Annotated in this window: 16 protein-coding genes; 13 read left to right on the top strand and 3 right to left on the bottom strand. The window is 39.9% G+C overall.

The features are described from left to right. Positions 1-593 precede the first annotated feature (593 nt). The 3 genes from ACIROD_RS12635 (at position 594) to ACIROD_RS12645 (ending at position 3,477) form a co-directional block, all read left to right on the top strand. On the top strand, positions 594-1,337 hold the full coding sequence (locus tag ACIROD_RS12635) for an ABC transporter ATP-binding protein (protein WP_101224178.1): 744 nt from the start codon (positions 594-596) through the stop codon (positions 1,335-1,337). Further along, positions 1,330-2,538: an ABC transporter permease gene (locus ACIROD_RS12640; protein ID WP_402941242.1), complete on the top strand. Its 1,209-nt coding sequence runs from the start codon at positions 1,330-1,332 to the stop codon at positions 2,536-2,538. The genes ACIROD_RS12635 and ACIROD_RS12640 overlap by 8 nt, the downstream gene beginning before the upstream one ends. Before the next feature lie 234 nt (positions 2,539-2,772). After that, positions 2,773-3,477, top strand: a complete 705-nt coding sequence (locus ACIROD_RS12645; RefSeq protein ID WP_402941245.1) for an EcsC family protein — start codon at positions 2,773-2,775, stop codon at positions 3,475-3,477. Between the two features lie 28 nt (positions 3,478-3,505). On the opposite strand, the gene ACIROD_RS12650 is transcribed toward ACIROD_RS12645, so the two are convergent. Further along, positions 3,506-4,717: a M20 family metallopeptidase gene (locus tag ACIROD_RS12650; protein ID WP_230177342.1), complete on the bottom strand. Its 1,212-nt coding sequence runs from the start codon at positions 4,715-4,717 to the stop codon at positions 3,506-3,508. Positions 4,718-4,809: 92 nt separating this feature from the next. On the opposite strand from ACIROD_RS12650, the gene ACIROD_RS12655 reads away from it, so the two are divergent. Beyond that, on the top strand, positions 4,810-5,433 hold the full coding sequence (locus ACIROD_RS12655; protein ID WP_402941249.1) for a phosphatase PAP2 family protein: 624 nt from the start codon (positions 4,810-4,812) through the stop codon (positions 5,431-5,433). A 199-nt stretch (positions 5,434-5,632) separates the two neighbouring features. On the opposite strand, the gene ACIROD_RS12660 is transcribed toward ACIROD_RS12655, so the two are convergent. Then, a complete protein-coding gene (locus ACIROD_RS12660; protein WP_034314668.1) occupies positions 5,633-6,148 on the bottom strand; it encodes an antibiotic biosynthesis monooxygenase family protein in 516 nt (171 codons plus the stop codon). A gap of 271 nt (positions 6,149-6,419) precedes the next feature. Here ACIROD_RS12660 and hemE point away from each other — a divergent pair, with 271 nt between their 5' ends. The 3 genes from hemE (at position 6,420) to ACIROD_RS12675 (ending at position 9,331) form a co-directional block, all read left to right on the top strand. Beyond that, on the top strand, positions 6,420-7,463 hold the full coding sequence (hemE, locus tag ACIROD_RS12665) for a uroporphyrinogen decarboxylase (RefSeq protein ID WP_101224172.1): 1,044 nt from the start codon (positions 6,420-6,422) through the stop codon (positions 7,461-7,463). 78 nt (positions 7,464-7,541) lie between these two features. After that, the gene (gene hemH / locus ACIROD_RS12670; protein WP_402941253.1) at positions 7,542-8,477 is read left to right on the top strand and encodes a ferrochelatase; all 936 of its coding nucleotides are present in this window, start codon (positions 7,542-7,544) and stop codon (positions 8,475-8,477) included. A 278-nt stretch (positions 8,478-8,755) separates the two neighbouring features. Beyond that, entirely contained in the window at positions 8,756-9,331 is a 576-nt protein-coding gene (locus ACIROD_RS12675) for a TetR/AcrR family transcriptional regulator (protein ID WP_402941256.1), read from the top strand. A gap of 159 nt (positions 9,332-9,490) precedes the next feature. Here ACIROD_RS12675 and yhfH read toward each other — a convergent pair whose 3' ends face one another. Further along, the gene (gene yhfH, locus ACIROD_RS12680) at positions 9,491-9,619 is read right to left on the bottom strand and encodes a protein YhfH (RefSeq protein WP_101224169.1); all 129 of its coding nucleotides are present in this window, start codon (positions 9,617-9,619) and stop codon (positions 9,491-9,493) included. A gap of 172 nt (positions 9,620-9,791) precedes the next feature. Between yhfH and ACIROD_RS12685 the strand changes: the two genes are divergently transcribed. The 6 genes from ACIROD_RS12685 (at position 9,792) to ACIROD_RS12710 (ending at position 16,379) form a co-directional block, all read left to right on the top strand. Continuing rightward, positions 9,792-10,526 carry an MBL fold metallo-hydrolase gene (locus ACIROD_RS12685; protein ID WP_101224168.1) on the top strand — a complete coding sequence of 245 codons (735 nt, stop codon included), beginning with the start codon at positions 9,792-9,794 and terminating at the stop codon, positions 10,524-10,526. A gap of 41 nt (positions 10,527-10,567) precedes the next feature. Continuing rightward, positions 10,568-11,557, top strand: a complete 990-nt coding sequence (gene lplA, locus ACIROD_RS12690) for a lipoate--protein ligase (protein WP_101224167.1) — start codon at positions 10,568-10,570, stop codon at positions 11,555-11,557. Positions 11,558-11,736: 179 nt separating this feature from the next. Beyond that, positions 11,737-13,281, top strand: a complete 1,545-nt coding sequence (locus ACIROD_RS12695) for a fatty acid--CoA ligase family protein (RefSeq protein ID WP_402941261.1) — start codon at positions 11,737-11,739, stop codon at positions 13,279-13,281. A gap of 168 nt (positions 13,282-13,449) precedes the next feature. Next, positions 13,450-13,977 carry an HD domain-containing protein gene (locus ACIROD_RS12700; protein WP_101224165.1) on the top strand — a complete coding sequence of 176 codons (528 nt, stop codon included), beginning with the start codon at positions 13,450-13,452 and terminating at the stop codon, positions 13,975-13,977. Positions 13,978-14,160: 183 nt separating this feature from the next. Then, positions 14,161-14,829, top strand: a complete 669-nt coding sequence (locus ACIROD_RS12705) for a LuxR C-terminal-related transcriptional regulator (protein ID WP_260356903.1) — start codon at positions 14,161-14,163, stop codon at positions 14,827-14,829. A gap of 284 nt (positions 14,830-15,113) precedes the next feature. Next, positions 15,114-16,379, top strand: coding sequence for a M48 family metallopeptidase (locus ACIROD_RS12710; protein WP_230177348.1), 1,266 nt, complete (start codon positions 15,114-15,116; stop codon positions 16,377-16,379). The last annotated feature ends 19 nt before the right edge of the window (positions 16,380-16,398 follow it).

Genomic DNA, 16,398 nt, shown 5'->3' on the forward strand with positions numbered 1-16,398 from the left:
GGAAAAATCATAAAAACAGGATGCAACATTAAGTTGCACCCTGCCTGTCGAAAAAGGGGGTTTTGCTTCAAAATTCGCATTAGCATAAATTCTCTGCGACAAACACCTCATCTACATTTTAGTAAAATACGGTTATTATCTGATTAGAGATTTTCCATTCAAAGCAACCATCTCCTATATCTTTAAAGTTTCATCAACTTTCAAAGCATAATTGATAATTATTGAATGATTTTTCTGCTTTTACGTGCAAGAGAACCATCTCCTTGCTCGAAACGATTTTTTTTATGAAGCTTCTGGTTTAATTCAGTTATACGTCTTTAACTGACACCTCATTTACAATATGATGTGAATCATTTGTAATAAATCTTATGGGTATTTCAGTGTAATACGTCTTTAACTGACACCTCATTTACAATATGATGTGAATCACACGTAATGACTAACCCCTTCTTCCTTAATTATGATGACCACAAAGGAGGAGAAATATAATTAGTTATTTATGGAAATTTAGTTCCGGGAACACTCGACTATATAAAAGCAGGAGAATTTGATAAAATGGAAATAAGAACCTCTATATAGAAAGGATCGTTTATATGTCCTTATTGGAAATAAAGCAATTAGTGGGCGGATACACGAAAACGCCCGTTTTAAAAGGAATAAGTTTTGAAATTCAGCCAAATGAGCTAGTAGGGTTAATTGGGCTCAACGGGGCTGGGAAAAGTACGACAATCAAACATATCATCGGACTCATGGAGCCGAAAGGCGGAAGTGTCTCGATTCATGGTAAAACACTTGCCCAGGACCCGGATACATATCGTAAACAATTCACTTATGTTCCAGAAACGCCAATTCTGTATGATGAGCTTACACTTGAGGAGCATTTAAAGCTTACGGCCATGGCACATGGTTTGGCGGAAGCCACATATAAAGAAAGGATGGACGTTCTGTTAAAGGAATTCCATATGGAGAAAAGGCTTAAATGGTTCCCGGCACATTTTTCAAAGGGAATGAAGCAAAAGGTCATGATCATGTGCGCCTTTTTAGTGCAGCCGTCTTTATATATCGTCGACGAACCATTCGTGGGTCTTGATCCATTAGGCATTCAATCCTTGCTTGACTTGATGAGGAAGATGAAAGAGAGCGGTGCGGGAATTTTAATGTCTACACATATACTGGCGACAGCCGAGAGGTATTGTGATTCTTTCATCATATTGCATAATGGAGAAATTCGGGCAAAAGGCAACCTTGAGCAGCTTCGTGAACAATTTTCCATGCCGGGGGCAACTCTGGACGATTTATATATCCAATTGACGAAAGAAGAAATCGGTCATGAATAGTCAAAATCTCTGGAAGGAAAGATATTTAGGCTATATAAATGAAACGCAAAAATATCTTCGTTATATTTTTAATGGCCATCTTGTTTTTGTCATGGTATTGGTTCTAGGTGGTTTAGCATATTATTACAGTGATTGGGTGAAGACGTTAAACAGTGATTTCCCTGCTGAATTGATCATGGCCTTAGTTTTATCGATCATTGTAACCAGAAGCCCGATAAATACTTTCTTGAAAGAACCCGATACGGTATTCCTGCTTCCGCTTGAAACGAAGTTGAGAAGCTATTTCAAGAATTCACTGATATTAAGCTGGGTCATGCAAGGCTTTATTCTTCTTGTTGTCCTGATTGCATCGATACCGATGTATTCGAAAGTTACGGGGGCAGGAGGTAAGGACCTTGGAATTATCCTGGTCGTATTGCTTATTTTGAAGTTTTTGAATTTAACCATGCGCTGGCTGGTATTGAAATATCAGGATACATCAGTGAGCCATTGGGATTCTCTCATCCGTTTTTTACTTAATGGAGTGATTCTTTATTTCATCTGTTCAAGGGCAAATATACTGTTTGCACTTATAACCTTCTTATTATTGTTAGGTCTTTACATGTATTACCGAAGCGCAACTAAAGGTTTTGTGCTGAAGTGGGAACGGCTGGTGGAACTGGAGAACAAACGGATGAATTCTTTCTATCGAATAGCGAACATGTTTACAGATGTTCCTCATTTGAAAGGGAAGGTAGCGAGAAGGAAATGGATGGACTGGCTATTATCACTCATTCCGTATGGTGATAAATCAACTTATACCTATCTTTACGCCCGTACTCTGCTGCGATCCAATGATTATGTGGGACTTTGTTTGCGTTTAACTATCATTGGATCCGTGATTTTATGTGTATTCACTAACATATGGGCACATTTGATTGTAACGTTCATGTTCCTATTCATGACAGCCCTGCAACTGCTGCCGGTTTGGAAGGCTCATGAATGGAAAGTATGGGTCTCACTATATCCATTGCCAGCAAAAATGAGAGAATCTGCGGTCATAAAGCTAATTTCCTATTTCCTATTATTTGAGGACCTTGTCTTCATTTTAGTCCTGCTAGTGAAAGGGGAATGGATGTCCGCTTTAGCCGCCTTGGCAATGGGGCTTGTTTTCATATTCGGTTTTAAAATCTATGCAGCAAAGAAAATTAAAAACTTTTAAGCAGAAGCTGATTTTCAAAAAATCAGCTTTTTCTTTATTAATGTTTCAGTTGATTTCAGAAATCTTCTCCCTTTGCGCCGACTGTCTGCCAAGCCTCCTCGGCGCAAGCCTGGAGTGGAAAACAACGTTCGAATTTTACAAACCCTCAAAAAAAACGTTTCAGTTGATTTTATGAAAATTGAAAATAAAAGCCTCGTAGGGGGTATATACATATTTAACGGAGGTGTTAAATGAATGGATGAATATGAACAAAAGGCATTTTCGGAACTAATATCATGGAAAAAGAAAGTAGCCAAGAAATCTGGCAGGCTTGAGCGGATGTCCAAAAAAGCGCAGATCAAATTGAATAGTTATATTCCAGACCGAGTGCACAAAATGATTACTGATAGTATTAAAGGGATGATAGAGGCCGTATTATCAGGTTCTAAATATATGTCTAAAGAAAAAAATGTAGTGCTACTATCCTTGCAGCAAAAAGAAGAGTGGGTTGCGGAAACTGTAACGGCATATCGGAAAACGGCCGTTATAGAAGGTGTGGGAACCGGAGCGGCAGGGCTTTTAATTGGATTGGCTGATTTCCCATTACTGCTTAGCATCAAGATGAAATTATTATTCGAACTATCCCGTATATACGGTTTCGATCCAAATAAATATGAGGAACGATTATTCATTCTCCATATCTTCCAGATGGCATTTTCAAGCGAGGAGAAGAAATTGGAAACTTTACAGGTAATAGAGGAATGGGATTCAGGGAAAAGGCCGGAAATAGACTGGCAAGAATTTCAGCAGGAATATCGCGATCACATCGATGTCATCAAAATGTTCCAGCTCGTTCCAGGTATTGGGGCAGCTGTCGGTGGATATGCCAACCATCATTTGTTGGAACATCTTGGGGAAACGGCTGTCAATTGTTACCGAATCAGACTTCTTAAAGAGTAAGGGACGGGGGTAACCCGTCCCTTCACCATTACCGCAATAAAGATTCATTCACCATTTGGGATGATTGTTTCTTATTGTGATAAGTTACCGCTGCAGTGCCTAATATTTTGGCTGCAATGAGCATCGCATTTTCATCAATATCAAACAAAGGATGATGATGCGGATATGTATGTTCATTTTTTGGCCTGGCTCCCGTAAAGAAGAATGTACCTTTTACATTTTGTAAATAATAAGAAAAATCTTCACCTGTCATATCCGGGTCAATTTCCTCTGTAATCAAAACTTCCTTGACCGACTCAGTGCTTTCGATGAGGAATTTTGTTTCCTCAACATGTGGAATAACAGCTGGATAACCTTGAAAGTATTGATATTCATAGGTGCAGTCCGCAGCTATGCAGGTTCCTTTAACAATCCGCTCTATTTCTTCGCTAATGAATGAACGGACATCTTCCTTGAATGTGCGGACGGTCCCGATTATTTTAGCCTTATCTGCAATGACGTTAAAGGCATTATCTGCTACAAAGGAACCGACGGTAATGACTGCAGAATCTATTGGGTTTAGGCGGCGGCTCACGATTTGCTGCAGGGCCATGACGAGCTGAGAGCCGACTACGATTGCATCACGGGTTTTATGCGGCTGGGCTCCATGCCCGCCCTGCCCTTGAATGGTGATTTCAAAACGGTCAGCAGCGGCCATAAGGGGTCCATAAGCGTATTGGACTGTTCCGGTTGGGGCCGTTGCCCATAAATGGGTGCCGAAAATTACATCCACTCCATCAAGGCAGCCAGCCTCAATCATCGGTTTGGCACCCCCTGGAGCATATTCTTCAGCATGTTGGTGGATAAATATATATTCACCTTCGAGCTCATCCTTCAGTTCATTCAGATTTTTTGCAAGGACAAGGAGTGTCGCTGTATGGCCATCGTGTCCACACGCATGCATTACCCCGGGTACGGAAGATTTATAGGGAACTTCTTTTTCATCTTGAATGGGTAAGGCGTCGAAATCAGCGCGCAATGCTACGGTTTTACCAGGCTTACTGCCTGTGACCTTGGCAATAACACCATTACCGCCTACATTTGTTCGGTGTTCGATTCCAAGTTTTTCATAATATCCGGCGATGAAGGCCGCCGTTTGGGTTTCTTGAAAAGAAAGCTCGGGGTTTTGATGAAGATAACGCCGGATGGATACCATTTCTTCATATGAACCATCTAGAAGATCGTGTAATCGCTGTATCATTTTGCACCTCCCAATGATTGGATTAATTGTAAATAGTATATCATATTCTGAATAATCCAAAGTATATTAAATACCTCGAGGAGAGATATATAATGATTAAATATTTCTGGATTGCTTTGGTTTTGCTTTGCATGTTGCTATTCTTTTTTTTTATGCATGAAGTCCAAAGTGAGGAGGCTTTAGCGTTCGATACATATGTTGCGGAACTTTTTTCGGTAGGTGAAAATACTTTTTCGTTCACTTTCTTCAAAACCATTACCTATCTTGGGAAATCCAAGTTCATTGGTTTTGGAAGCTTATTATGTGTTCTCTATTTGTGGATAATAAAGAAGGATTATTGGACCATGGCCGTCTTCTCTATCGGAATTGCTGGGGGTGATGTGTTAAACGGGTGGATAAAAAATCATGTAAAAAGAGTGCGCCCTGAAAATCATTTGATGGATACCGCTGGCTTCAGTTTTCCAAGTGGCCACGCAATGGTGGGCCTTATTTTCTTCAGTATGGTTGCTTATTTAATCATGAAAGAAATTAAAGGAAACTCATTGAAATGGGCATTAGGAATCGGTTTCTTTTGTCTCATTCTGCTAATTGGTGTCAGCAGGATTGCTATGAAGGTTCATTTTCCAACTGATATCTTCGCAGGTTATGCATTAGGCGCAGCATATAGTTTAACCTTGTTTAAATTGCATAAATTCCTGGGGCCTAGAGTACTTTGAAAAAAGGATTCAGATAAAATATTTGTAAATATCCGTTGTATTTCCCCGGAAATAAAGAAGGAATTTGTCGGATTGTTTTACACGTTATAATCATCAACAACAGAGCTATATCATTTTGGCTATCCTAAATAAACTCTCGAGCTTAAATCAAAGAGGCCCATCCTTGAGGAAATGGGCCTCTTATTAAGCAGTAAATAGTCTATTCCTCAGAATCTTTCACCAATGTATACTGCGTTACAAAGGCTTCACCTGAAAACATCTTCTGGCTGGAATTCGTAACAGGAGGTTTGGAGTCACTGTTATGCGCCTGCTGAAATGAACTGGATTTCTTCCAGTTCATAAAGTCCGATTGTTTTTCCCAAATCGTTAAGATTACATATGTTTCAGAGTTGATTGGACGCAGGATACGAAGGGCAACGAAGCCTGGTTCATTTTCAATGAATCCGGCCCTGTTTTTAAAACGGTGTTCAAATACCGGCCGTCCTTCCTCACTGACAGGAATATTGTTCATGACCACATATCCATGATCTTGAAGAGTTCCCTTCCCATCGACTACCTCATATTTACGTGGCGAGCTGAAGAGCGTTTTACCTGTTGTTTCATGTAAAAGTACTGTGTTTTGAGCATTCTGCATAAGTAATATTTTTTCATTCGGGTGCTTATCTTTTTTTAATTTCAAAAAATCATAAGTACCTGATGTGATGAATACATTCATAAATTCCCCTCCAATTCTTATATAGTATCTGTATACCCATTTTACCCAATGAATAATGCTTTTACCATTTCCAAACTAACCATTGGGCTTGTAAACCGGTAAGGTATTTATAAAAACGTCGATTTTCTGACAAATATATAGGTTGGCTATACTTCTATTATAGAAAAAGCTATAGTTTAAGGAGATTCGATTTGAAATTCAACATCCTTCTGATATTCTATGTAGGTAATGAATAAAAATAGAAACGTGATTGCTTGAAAGGTGGATATTAATGTCTAAGGAAATTACGAATGATACATTCTTAAAAGCTGCGAGAGGAGAGAAAACGGATCATGTGCCTGTTTGGTATATGCGTCAGGCCGGCCGTTCACAGCCGGAATACCGTAAATTGAAAGAGAAGTACTCTCTTTTTGAAATTACTCATCAGCCGGAATTATGCGCTTATGTAACTAGATTGCCAGTCGAGCAATATGATGTAGACGCTGCGATTTTATATAAAGATATAATGACACCGCTACCAGCCATTGGTGTCGATGTTGAGATTAAGTCCGGAATCGGTCCGGTCATATCCAATCCGATCCAATCGGTATCAGATGTTGAAAAATTAGGTGAATTGAACCCAGAGAAAGACATCCCATATGTGTTGGACACGATTAAATTATTGACCACGGAGCAATTGTCCGTTCCTTTGATCGGTTTCTCCGGGGCTCCGTTCACCATTGCTTCATACATGATTGAAGGCGGCCCCTCCAAAAACTACAATAAGACGAAAGCTTTCATGTATACAGAGCCAAAGGCATGGTTTGCATTAATGGATAAGTTAGCGGATATGATCATCATCTATGTCAAGTCGCAAATCAAAGCCGGCGTTAAAGCCATCCAAATCTTTGATTCCTGGGTGGGTGCTTTGAATGTTGAAGATTACCGCGTATTCATCAAGCCGATCATGACTCGTATCTTTTCATCATTGCGTGAAGAAAATGTACCGCTAATCATGTTCGGGGTCGGCGCAAGTCACTTGGCACTTGAGTGGAATGATCTTCCGATTGATGTAGTCGGGCTTGATTGGAGACTGCCAATTACAGAAGCAAGACAAATGGGAATCCAGAAAACGGTACAAGGTAATCTAGATCCTGCCCTGCTATTATCTTCATGGGATGTTATAGAAGAACGGACGAAAAGGATCCTGGATCAGGGCATGGAGCAGGACGGCTACATCTTTAATCTTGGTCATGGGGTTTTCCCGTCCGTAAATCCGGATACACTGAAGAGGCTGACCGCTTTCATTCATGAATATTCATCAAAAATGAAGTAAGGTGAGCGAACCATTTGCTAAAACTCCTTAATTGGATGCACAATTAAAGAACGAAATCTTTAAAAGAGGTGTAACTTCATGTCAAGAAAAAAAATGGGCCTTTTAGTCATGGCTTATGGTACTCCATACACTGAAGAGGATATTGAAAGGTATTATACACATATTCGTCATGGGAGACGGCCAAGCGACGAATTGATTGCCGACCTAAAGGGCAGATATGAAGCGATCGGTGGATTATCCCCGCTTGCAAAAATAACGGCAGGACAAGCTGAAGCGCTTGAAAAGAAATTGAATTCCGTTCAGGAGGAAGTTGAATTCAAGGCATATCTTGGACTGAAACATATTGAACCTTTTGTTGAAGACGCAGTGAAACAAATGCATGAAGATGGAATCAAAGAAGCTGTCAGTATAGTATTGGCTCCGCATTTTTCCACATTCAGCGTGAAGTCTTATAATGGACGTGCCCAGGATGAAGCAGCTAAATTGGGGAACCTCACCATCACTTCCGTTGAAAGCTGGTATGATGAGCCAAAATTCATCCAATATTGGGTAGACCAAGTAAAAGAAGTAATCGGGAAAATGACCTCGGAAGAACGCGATAACTTCGCTTTGATTGTGTCGGCACATAGCCTCCCTGAAAAAATCCTGCAATCGGGAGATCCGTATCCAAATCAACTGAAGGAAACGGCAGACATGATTGCTGAAGGCGCATTGGTTAGCAATTATGCAGTAGGCTGGCAAAGCGCTGGACAAACACCTGAACCATGGTTGGGACCTGATGTACAGGATTTAACCAGAGATCTTCATCAAGCAAAAGGTTATAAAGCTTTCATTTATATTCCTGTCGGCTTTGTTGCCGAGCACCTTGAAGTCCTTTATGATAACGATTATGAATGTAAGGTTGTGACGGAAGAGATTGGTGCAGGCTACTATAGGCCGGATATGCCCAATGTTAAACCTGAATTCATCGATGCTTTGGCAACAATCATTTTAAACAGATTACAGGAAAAGTGATCAGTCAATAGGAGAAAGTAGTTTAACAATGTTTGCAATGTGCTCTACATATTTACATGTGAAGTTGAAAGATGTTGTACAACTGGAAAAGCGCCGCTTTCTTTTTACTTGACCTTGGTGATTTAAATGAATACTCGAAAAAGTGGCTGTCCAGTAATGAGGATAGCCATTGTTTCTATAAGTAATTGAAAATATAATTGAAAAGACTGAAAATTTTTGGTATGATATCGTTGAACATAATGACTGTTTTGTCCGTTTGGTCAGGATTGAGGTGGGAAATGTCTGTTGATCGTAAAAAATTAATTTTAGAAGCTGCGACCAAGTCGTTTTCACTTTTTGGATATAAGGCAACGACGATGGATCAAGTCGCTAAAATTGCCAATGTGGGAAAAGGGACCATTTATACCTTTTATAAAAATAAAGAAGAGCTGTTTAAAGAAATCGTTCAGCGGTTGATAGAGGAAATGAAATATGAGGCGGAACAATCTTTGGATGACCAACTTTCCTTTTTTGAAAACCTGCATCGGGCCGTTTATCGAATTCTGGAGTTCAGGCAGGAACATCAATTATCTTTGAAACTTCTTCAGGAAGAGCGCGAAATTGGGACGCCGGCCGTTCAGGAAATGGTTAATGAAATGGAAGAAGCCATTGTCTCCTACATTAAGGAAAAACTAAAAATAGCGATTGATAAGGGCTATATACAGCCTTGCGATCCAGAGATAACAGCATTCCTGATGTTAAAGATGTACCTAGCACTGATTTTTGATTGGGAAAGGAACCATGCCCCATTAGAGAAAGAGGAAATTGCTGAACTATTTAAAATATATTTATTCAAAGGATTATCCGTTAAGTGATAATTCTATTTTTTTTGCTCAAATGCAATGAACCCGAAATAAAAAGAAGAGATACTGTTCGGTACCTCTTCTTTTTATTTCGGGTTTTCAGCTGCGAAACCGAAACCATATATGAATTCATCCTGCTATTTGGGAAGCGGATGGTGAAACACAGGACAACTACTCTCCAGAAAGGCAATGATCACAGTGGTTTCCATAACATTCGTGCTGTTCTTCAATTTTTTTTCCGCATTCCGTGCATTGTTTCGGTGGCAGGTTTTTAAAGAACTCAACGCTACTTTGAAGCATGAAATCATCTCCTGAATTTTTTTATTATTCGCTTTTCTATGGTTTTATTGTATTATAACAGATTTTAAATGTCAATGAATGTTTTATAACATAAGTAAAAAAGGTGAAATAAGGGCAAGAATAGTTTATATTAATGGGGAAGTCATTGAGAGAAAAAAAGGAGTGCCTAAGCATGAAAATCACCGTAATTGGCTGCTGGGGCGGTTATCCAGCTAAAAATGAGGCAAGTTCCGGCTATTTGCTTGAATATGAAGATTTTCGCATTCTGCTTGATTGTGGCAGCGGTGTTCTATCACAGCTGCAAAACCATATGAAGCCGGAGGATCTTGGTGCAGTTGTATTATCCCACTATCATCCGGATCATGTAGCGGATATTGGTGTACTGCAGCACGCTGCGTTCATACAGCAGATATTGGGCAGCGAAAAAAGGACCATTCCTATTTATGGTCATGATTTGGACGAAGTCGAATTTGGTAAGTTAACTTATAAAGACGTGACAAAGGGGATAGCTTTCTCTGCTGATCAACCCTTAACCATTGGACCGTGTAAATTTACGTTCATGAAAACGAAACATCCAGTCCCTTGTTTTGCAATGAGGATTGAAGCTGAAAATCATTCGATAGTTTACACAGGTGACAGTTCATATATGGATGAGCTTGCAGATTTCGCTAAAGACGCAAATGTTTTATTATGTGAAAGTAACTTTTACAGTGATATGGATGGGTCAAAGGCGGGGCATATGACGGCAAGGGAAGCGGGCATGCTGGCAGAAAAGGCTGACGTCCAGCTTTTGCTGTTAACTCACCTCCCGCATTATGGGAATCTTGATCAACTGAAAAAAGAAGCATCCGAGGTATTCAAAAGAGAAATAGCTGTAGCCAAAACCAATCTTGAATTTCAACTATAAATGAAACATCGGGGATATGAAGTCTACAAGGAGGAACAACTGTGCTTTTTATTGATAATAAGGGAATTACAGATCCAAGAATTAATCTGGCCATCGAAGAATATGCGCTTAAACATTTAAATATAGATGAAACCTATCTTCTATTTTACATTAATCGTCCTTCAATCATCATAGGAAGGAATCAAAATACGATTGAAGAAATCAATTCCGATTATGTAGATGGAAATGGCATTACAGTTGTTCGCCGCCTTTCCGGGGGTGGAGCGGTTTATCATGACCTAGGGAATCTCAATTTCAGCTTCATTACGAGAGATGATGGGGATAGTTTCCATAACTTTAAGAAATTCACCCAGCCTGTCGTGGAAACGCTCGAGAAACTAGGAATACATGCTGAATTGAGTGGTCGTAACGATATTCTGGCTGAAGGAAAGAAGATTTCGGGAAACGCGATGTTCTCAACTAAGGGCAGGATGTTCAGTCATGGGACATTGCTGTTTCAATCAGAAATGGATCACATTGTATCCGCTTTAAAAGTGAAAAAAGATAAAATCGAGTCCAAAGGGATTAAATCGATAAGAAGCCGTGTCGGTAATATTGCCGATTTCCTAAAAGAACCGATGTCTGTTGAAGAATTCCGTTCATTCCTTCTGCAAAATATTTTCAAAGAGAGCGGAAAGGTAACAGAGTATGTTTTAACCGAGACGGATTGGGAGAAAATTCACGAAATCTCGGAAGAAAGATATCAAAACTGGGAGTGGAATTACGGGAAATCACCTAAATTCAACTTGCAAAACTCACATAGATTCCCTGTGGGATCTGTTGATATCCGCCTTGAAGTGAACAGGGGAATCATTGAAAATTGTAAAATCTACGGCGATTTCTTCGGGGTCGGAGAGGTTACGGATATTGAACAAAAGCTTACTGGAATACGCTATGAAAAGGAAGCAATCAGCAGGGTACTAGATGAGATTGATGTTCGTCATTATTTTGGCAATGTAACGAAAGAAGAAATATTGGCTTTAATATATTAAGCCTGAAAAGCCGTCCCGACTTAATGGGATGGCTTTTGTTCCTGATAATGACAGTAATTGCTGGAATATGGATAAAATTGTTGCTGTGATCGCATTCTTTTAATATAATAAAAATGTATTTAGTTTACCATAAAAATGAATGACTATTCATTCATGCTATTTGCAGGGGAGGGAGAAAGATGAATTTATCTGAACAGCTTCATCAAATGGCTTTAAAAAAGGCAGGTAAGCCAGCATATTACTTTATGGATCAATCCACTTCATATGGGGAATTGGATAAAGCCGTTACGAAGTTCGCAGACGAATTACATAGGCTTGGTGTTTCAAAGGGTGATAACATTGCGCTGCTATTAGGCAACTCTCCACATTTCATCATTTCGTTGTATGGAGCTATGCGAGCAGGGGCGACCGTAATTCCCGTCAATCCAATTTACACACCTGACGAGATTGGTTATATCCTGAATAATGGCGATGTAAAGGTTGTTGTGGCATTAGATAAGCTTTTACCCTTACTTGAGAAAATGAACCCGATTCTCTCAAGCGTAGAACAATATGTGATTTGTGAAACGCAGTCTGATAATGGGGATATTAGCAAATTTAACATCTACCCAAAAATGAAATCGTTTACAAAAATGATCGAATCGGGGGATGAAGGCTTTAAAGGTCCAGAACTGGATCCTGAAGATACGGCAATCATACTCTATACTTCGGGAACAACGGGGAAACCAAAGGGGGCCATGCTCACACATACCAATATCTACTCCAATGCACATGATATTGGTGAATATTTAAGAATCACGGAAAGTGACCGTGTCATTACGACATTGCCAATGTTCCATGTTTTCAGTTTAACGGTAGTTGTGAATGCCCCATTGATAAGCGGAGGTACGCTTTTAATTGTCCCGCAATTCAGTCCAAAGGAAATATTCAGTCAAATCAAAAAATATGATGCGACCGTTTTTGCTGGAGTGCCTACGATGTATAACTTTCTTTTCCAATATCCAGATGCGAAAGAAGATGCTTTAAAGTCGTTACGCATTTGCATATCGGGCGGATCCGCCATGCCGGTGTCCTTGCTTGAATCATTCGAGCGGAAATTTAATGTCAGGGTTTCAGAAGGATATGGCCTATCCGAAGCTTCTCCTGTTACCTGCTTCAATCCTTTGGATCGTCCAAGGAAGGCGGGATCCATCGGAACCTCCATCCTTAGGGTGGAAAACAAAGTGGTCAATGAGCTTGGAGAAGAAGTGCCGATCAATGGGGTAGGGGAATTGATTGTCAGAGGTCCGAATGTAATGAAAGGGTATTATAAAATGCCTGAAGAATCAGCCGCTGTCTTGAAAGATGGCTGGTTATATACAGGCGATTTAGCCAGGATGGATGATGAAGGCTATTTTTTCATTGTAGATCGTAAAAAGGAGCTTATTATCGTCGGTGGCTATAATGTCTATCCACGTGAAGTGGAGGAGGTTCTGTATGCCCATCCTGAAGTAGTTGAGGCGGCTGCCATAGGCGTTCCCGATCCCAATCAGGGGGAAGTGGTTAAATGCTTTGTGGTAAAGAAAAACAATGCATTGACCGAGGAAGAACTGCTTTCCTATTGCATGGAACACTTGGCCAAATATAAGGTACCGGCAAAAATTGAATTTTTGGATGAACTTCCAAAAAACGCGACAGGTAAAATTTTACGACGCTCTTTGAAAAACCATGTACTGCAAAACTGAATTCATTGATCGATCATTGCCTATAACCGGCAATGGTCCTTTTTTTGTACAACCAAAGTGTATCAAGCTGCATAAAATATATCGGAGAAACTTAAAACCTTGATTCTTGTTTAGAAAAGAGTTATGATAGTCATTAAAAATTTCCACATAATTGTAAGGAGGGGTTAGATGAGAGATGTAAAGCTTTTGGATATTTTTACACATCCCATTGCTCAAAAATACTTGAACCGTTCAGGGCTGTCACATGCGATTGCGGTAGCATACCATGCTTTTCACTTAGCAAACGAATATAATGTCGACCCTGATATTGCTGCTAAAGCTGGACTTTTGCATGATATGGGTCATTTCACCTGGTATCGCAATGGTAAATGGGATTATGATCTGTATAAACAAAATGATATTCACCCCATAAAAGGTGCAGAACGAGCACATAAACTGTTAATCCGCTTGGGAGAAAACCCGATTAAGGCAAAGACCATTTCCCTCGCCATCTTATTTCACACCGATTCGTTCTTACCTTCAAATGATATTATTCGTACACCGCTTCAGCAAGTCGTCAAATGGGCCGACGAAAAAGATGAAGAAGAAGGTGGAAAACACCATTATCGCAAAATTGATTTTCCACGGGCAAAGGAGAGCATCATGAAACTTGATACGCTCATAGATGAGGAACAAAGAAAAAGGCTATCATCCTGAAGGCAAACGGGTTGATAGCCTTTTTATGTCAGGAGGAGCATATTTAATTAAAGTATTTTACAGTTTAAATTTGTTATCAGGTGAATTAATGATGTAAAATATAGACCATTAGAACTATTTCGCTGCGGGAAATTATAAAAACGATCGGATTAATAACAAATAATGAAAAGAACAGGTGAAGTTATGAAGTCGATTAAGCTAATGATATATGGTGGTCAGGGAGGACTTGAGGGAATCATCGAAAATGAAGAAGACATTAAGGTCATAGGGATAACCGGAAATGAAATGGACCTTCTTGATTCTGATCATAGACCATCAGTCATGCCAGATGCCATTCTTATTGATGCCCGGTCATCAGGGAAGTATGGACAGGAAGTCATGCCAATTCTAAAGGAAAAACACCCATTTACTCCTTTCGTCATTTTTACTGCCTATTCAGAAGATCATTATCTTATCGAAGCGATATGCCATGGTGCAGCAGGTTATGTGTTACAGGGTGGCGGAATGAAACAAGTGCTGTCGGCAATCCGTCAATGTGCCAATGGTCAAATAGTCTATCCTGCCTCAATAAAATCAATATTAATGAAGAAACTGCAGCAGAATGTTGAAAGATCACCAGTAACTTTGGATAAGGCAATCGAAAAATTGGGGGCCTTTTCCAAACGCGAGTATGAACTGCTTATCCTGATAACCCAAGGGGAAACGAATCAGCAAATTTCAAAAAAACTTTTTCTATCCATCGGCACGGTAAAAAACTATATAAGCCGGATTTACAGAAAACTGAATGTTAATAATCGACCGGAGCTTATTGCGCTTTTGTATAGCTTTCAAAATAGCGGGATGAAGGGATGACTTACTCATGTCCGTCCCCCCGTTAATCGTTTTCACGGATTCTTTATCGGAGTCACATTCCAAAACAATTAGGTAGCGGCAGAGAGACAAAATCGTTTAACCCACCCAGCCCTCAGCTTTTTAAAAATGCCTCTGCATATGCATCATTCCGCCTGGTGGATAATAAAGAATCAAGAAAATGATGGAGATTGAAAAGAATAAATATATAGAAGGTAAATGCGGTTCTAACCTGTCCATTTTGGATTAAACTATTAAGAGGGAGATTCGGTTTAAGGAGGGGCATCATGGTCAGAAAATGGGCTGGCAGAGCGATTCTATTATATATCCTTTATGCAGCAGCGATGTATTGGTATATTTTTTATGGAGCTGATACCTCCATTCCCGAAGCTTTGCGTGGAACTGCAGCAGATCCTGCAACATTCCTGAATGCAAGGGAACTAAAGCTTAGCGAAGAATATTCAGGGCTGCGGAATTTCATTTTTTTCGTATCCACGCCATATGAATGGCTGCTGTATTTCTTCATTTTACTATTTGGTTTATCAAAAGCATTTGAAAAGTCGTCAAAGGCGGTCTCGAGAAGGAAAGCGATCAGAACGGGCATTTACTTATTCTGGCTTTCCGTTATTTCTTACCTGGCACTGTTTCCAATCAGTTTCATTGGATATCGGATGAGCAAAAGTTACCATATAAGTACACAAAGTTTTACCTCGTGGATGAAGGATGGAGTTATTGAATTCTGGGTGAATTTTGGGATGATGTTCATTATCGTTTCCGTTTTATATTGGTTAATGAAGAAAAGTGTGAAGAAGTGGTGGCTCTATGCCTGGATGTTGTCCATTCCATTTACCTTGTTCCTGATGTTTGTTCAGCCTGTAGTGATTGATCCGCTGTACAATGAATTCTACCCGCTAAAAAATAAAGAGCTGGAAACGGAAATATTGGCACTTGCGTCACAGGCTGAAATTCCGGCTGAACATGTGTATGAAGTAAATATGGCGGAAAAGACAAATGCCTTGAATGCATACGTGACCGGCATAGGTTCCAACTCAAGAATAGTTCTTTGGGATACGACTCTGAACAAACTGAAGGAAGATGAAATCCTTTTTATCATGGCACATGAAATGGCTCATTATGTGGAAAAGCACATTTATATAGGGATTGCAGGTTATTTAGGACTGACTTTAATCGGTTTGTGGCTGACATCGAAAATAATGAATTTTATCATTAGACGCTGGGGCCACCTGTTAAAGGTCCGTTCGGTTGACAGCATATCATCTCTTCCATTATTTCTCTTAATAACGTCTGTGCTGCTCTTTGCTTCGAGTCCGCTGTCCAATTATGTTTCCAGATATCAAGAAACAAGGGCTGACCGTTACGCCATTGAAATGACCGGGGATAAAGAATCAGCAATCACGACTTTCCAGGAACTCACGAGGTCGGGTTTGAGTCAGGTCAACCCGCCATTCCTGGTTAAATGGCTGAGGTATTCCCATCCAACCATGCTCGAACGGATTTCAACTGTTGAAAATGCAGATACAAAGGGTGATTGAAAGCCAGCTGAATACCAGC

This window comes from Peribacillus sp. NPDC101481, from assembly GCF_044767165.1.
GTDB lineage: Bacteria > Bacillota > Bacilli > Bacillales > DSM-1321 > Peribacillus.

Excerpts from the sequence above, each read along its gene's own strand:
- ACIROD_RS12635 (WP_101224178.1), top strand. The coding sequence starts at position 594 with ATGTCCTTATTGGAAATAAAGCAATTAGTGGGCGGATACACGAAAACG.
- ACIROD_RS12640 (WP_402941242.1), top strand. The coding sequence starts at position 1,330 with ATGAATAGTCAAAATCTCTGGAAGGAAAGATATTTAGGCTATATAAAT.
- ACIROD_RS12645 (WP_402941245.1), top strand. The coding sequence starts at position 2,773 with ATGGATGAATATGAACAAAAGGCATTTTCGGAACTAATATCATGGAAA.
- ACIROD_RS12650 (WP_230177342.1), bottom strand. The coding sequence starts at position 4,717 with ATGATACAGCGATTACACGATCTTCTAGATGGTTCATATGAAGAAATG.
- ACIROD_RS12655 (WP_402941249.1), top strand. The coding sequence starts at position 4,810 with ATGATTAAATATTTCTGGATTGCTTTGGTTTTGCTTTGCATGTTGCTA.
- ACIROD_RS12660 (WP_034314668.1), bottom strand. The coding sequence starts at position 6,148 with ATGAATGTATTCATCACATCAGGTACTTATGATTTTTTGAAATTAAAA.
- hemE (WP_101224172.1), top strand. The coding sequence starts at position 6,420 with ATGTCTAAGGAAATTACGAATGATACATTCTTAAAAGCTGCGAGAGGA.
- hemH (WP_402941253.1), top strand. The coding sequence starts at position 7,542 with ATGTCAAGAAAAAAAATGGGCCTTTTAGTCATGGCTTATGGTACTCCA.
- ACIROD_RS12675 (WP_402941256.1), top strand. The coding sequence starts at position 8,756 with ATGTCTGTTGATCGTAAAAAATTAATTTTAGAAGCTGCGACCAAGTCG.
- yhfH (WP_101224169.1), bottom strand. The coding sequence starts at position 9,619 with ATGCTTCAAAGTAGCGTTGAGTTCTTTAAAAACCTGCCACCGAAACAA.
- ACIROD_RS12685 (WP_101224168.1), top strand. The coding sequence starts at position 9,792 with ATGAAAATCACCGTAATTGGCTGCTGGGGCGGTTATCCAGCTAAAAAT.
- ACIROD_RS12695 (WP_402941261.1), top strand. The coding sequence starts at position 11,737 with ATGAATTTATCTGAACAGCTTCATCAAATGGCTTTAAAAAAGGCAGGT.
- ACIROD_RS12700 (WP_101224165.1), top strand. The coding sequence starts at position 13,450 with ATGAGAGATGTAAAGCTTTTGGATATTTTTACACATCCCATTGCTCAA.
- ACIROD_RS12705 (WP_260356903.1), top strand. The coding sequence starts at position 14,161 with ATGAAGTCGATTAAGCTAATGATATATGGTGGTCAGGGAGGACTTGAG.
- ACIROD_RS12710 (WP_230177348.1), top strand. The coding sequence starts at position 15,114 with ATGGTCAGAAAATGGGCTGGCAGAGCGATTCTATTATATATCCTTTAT.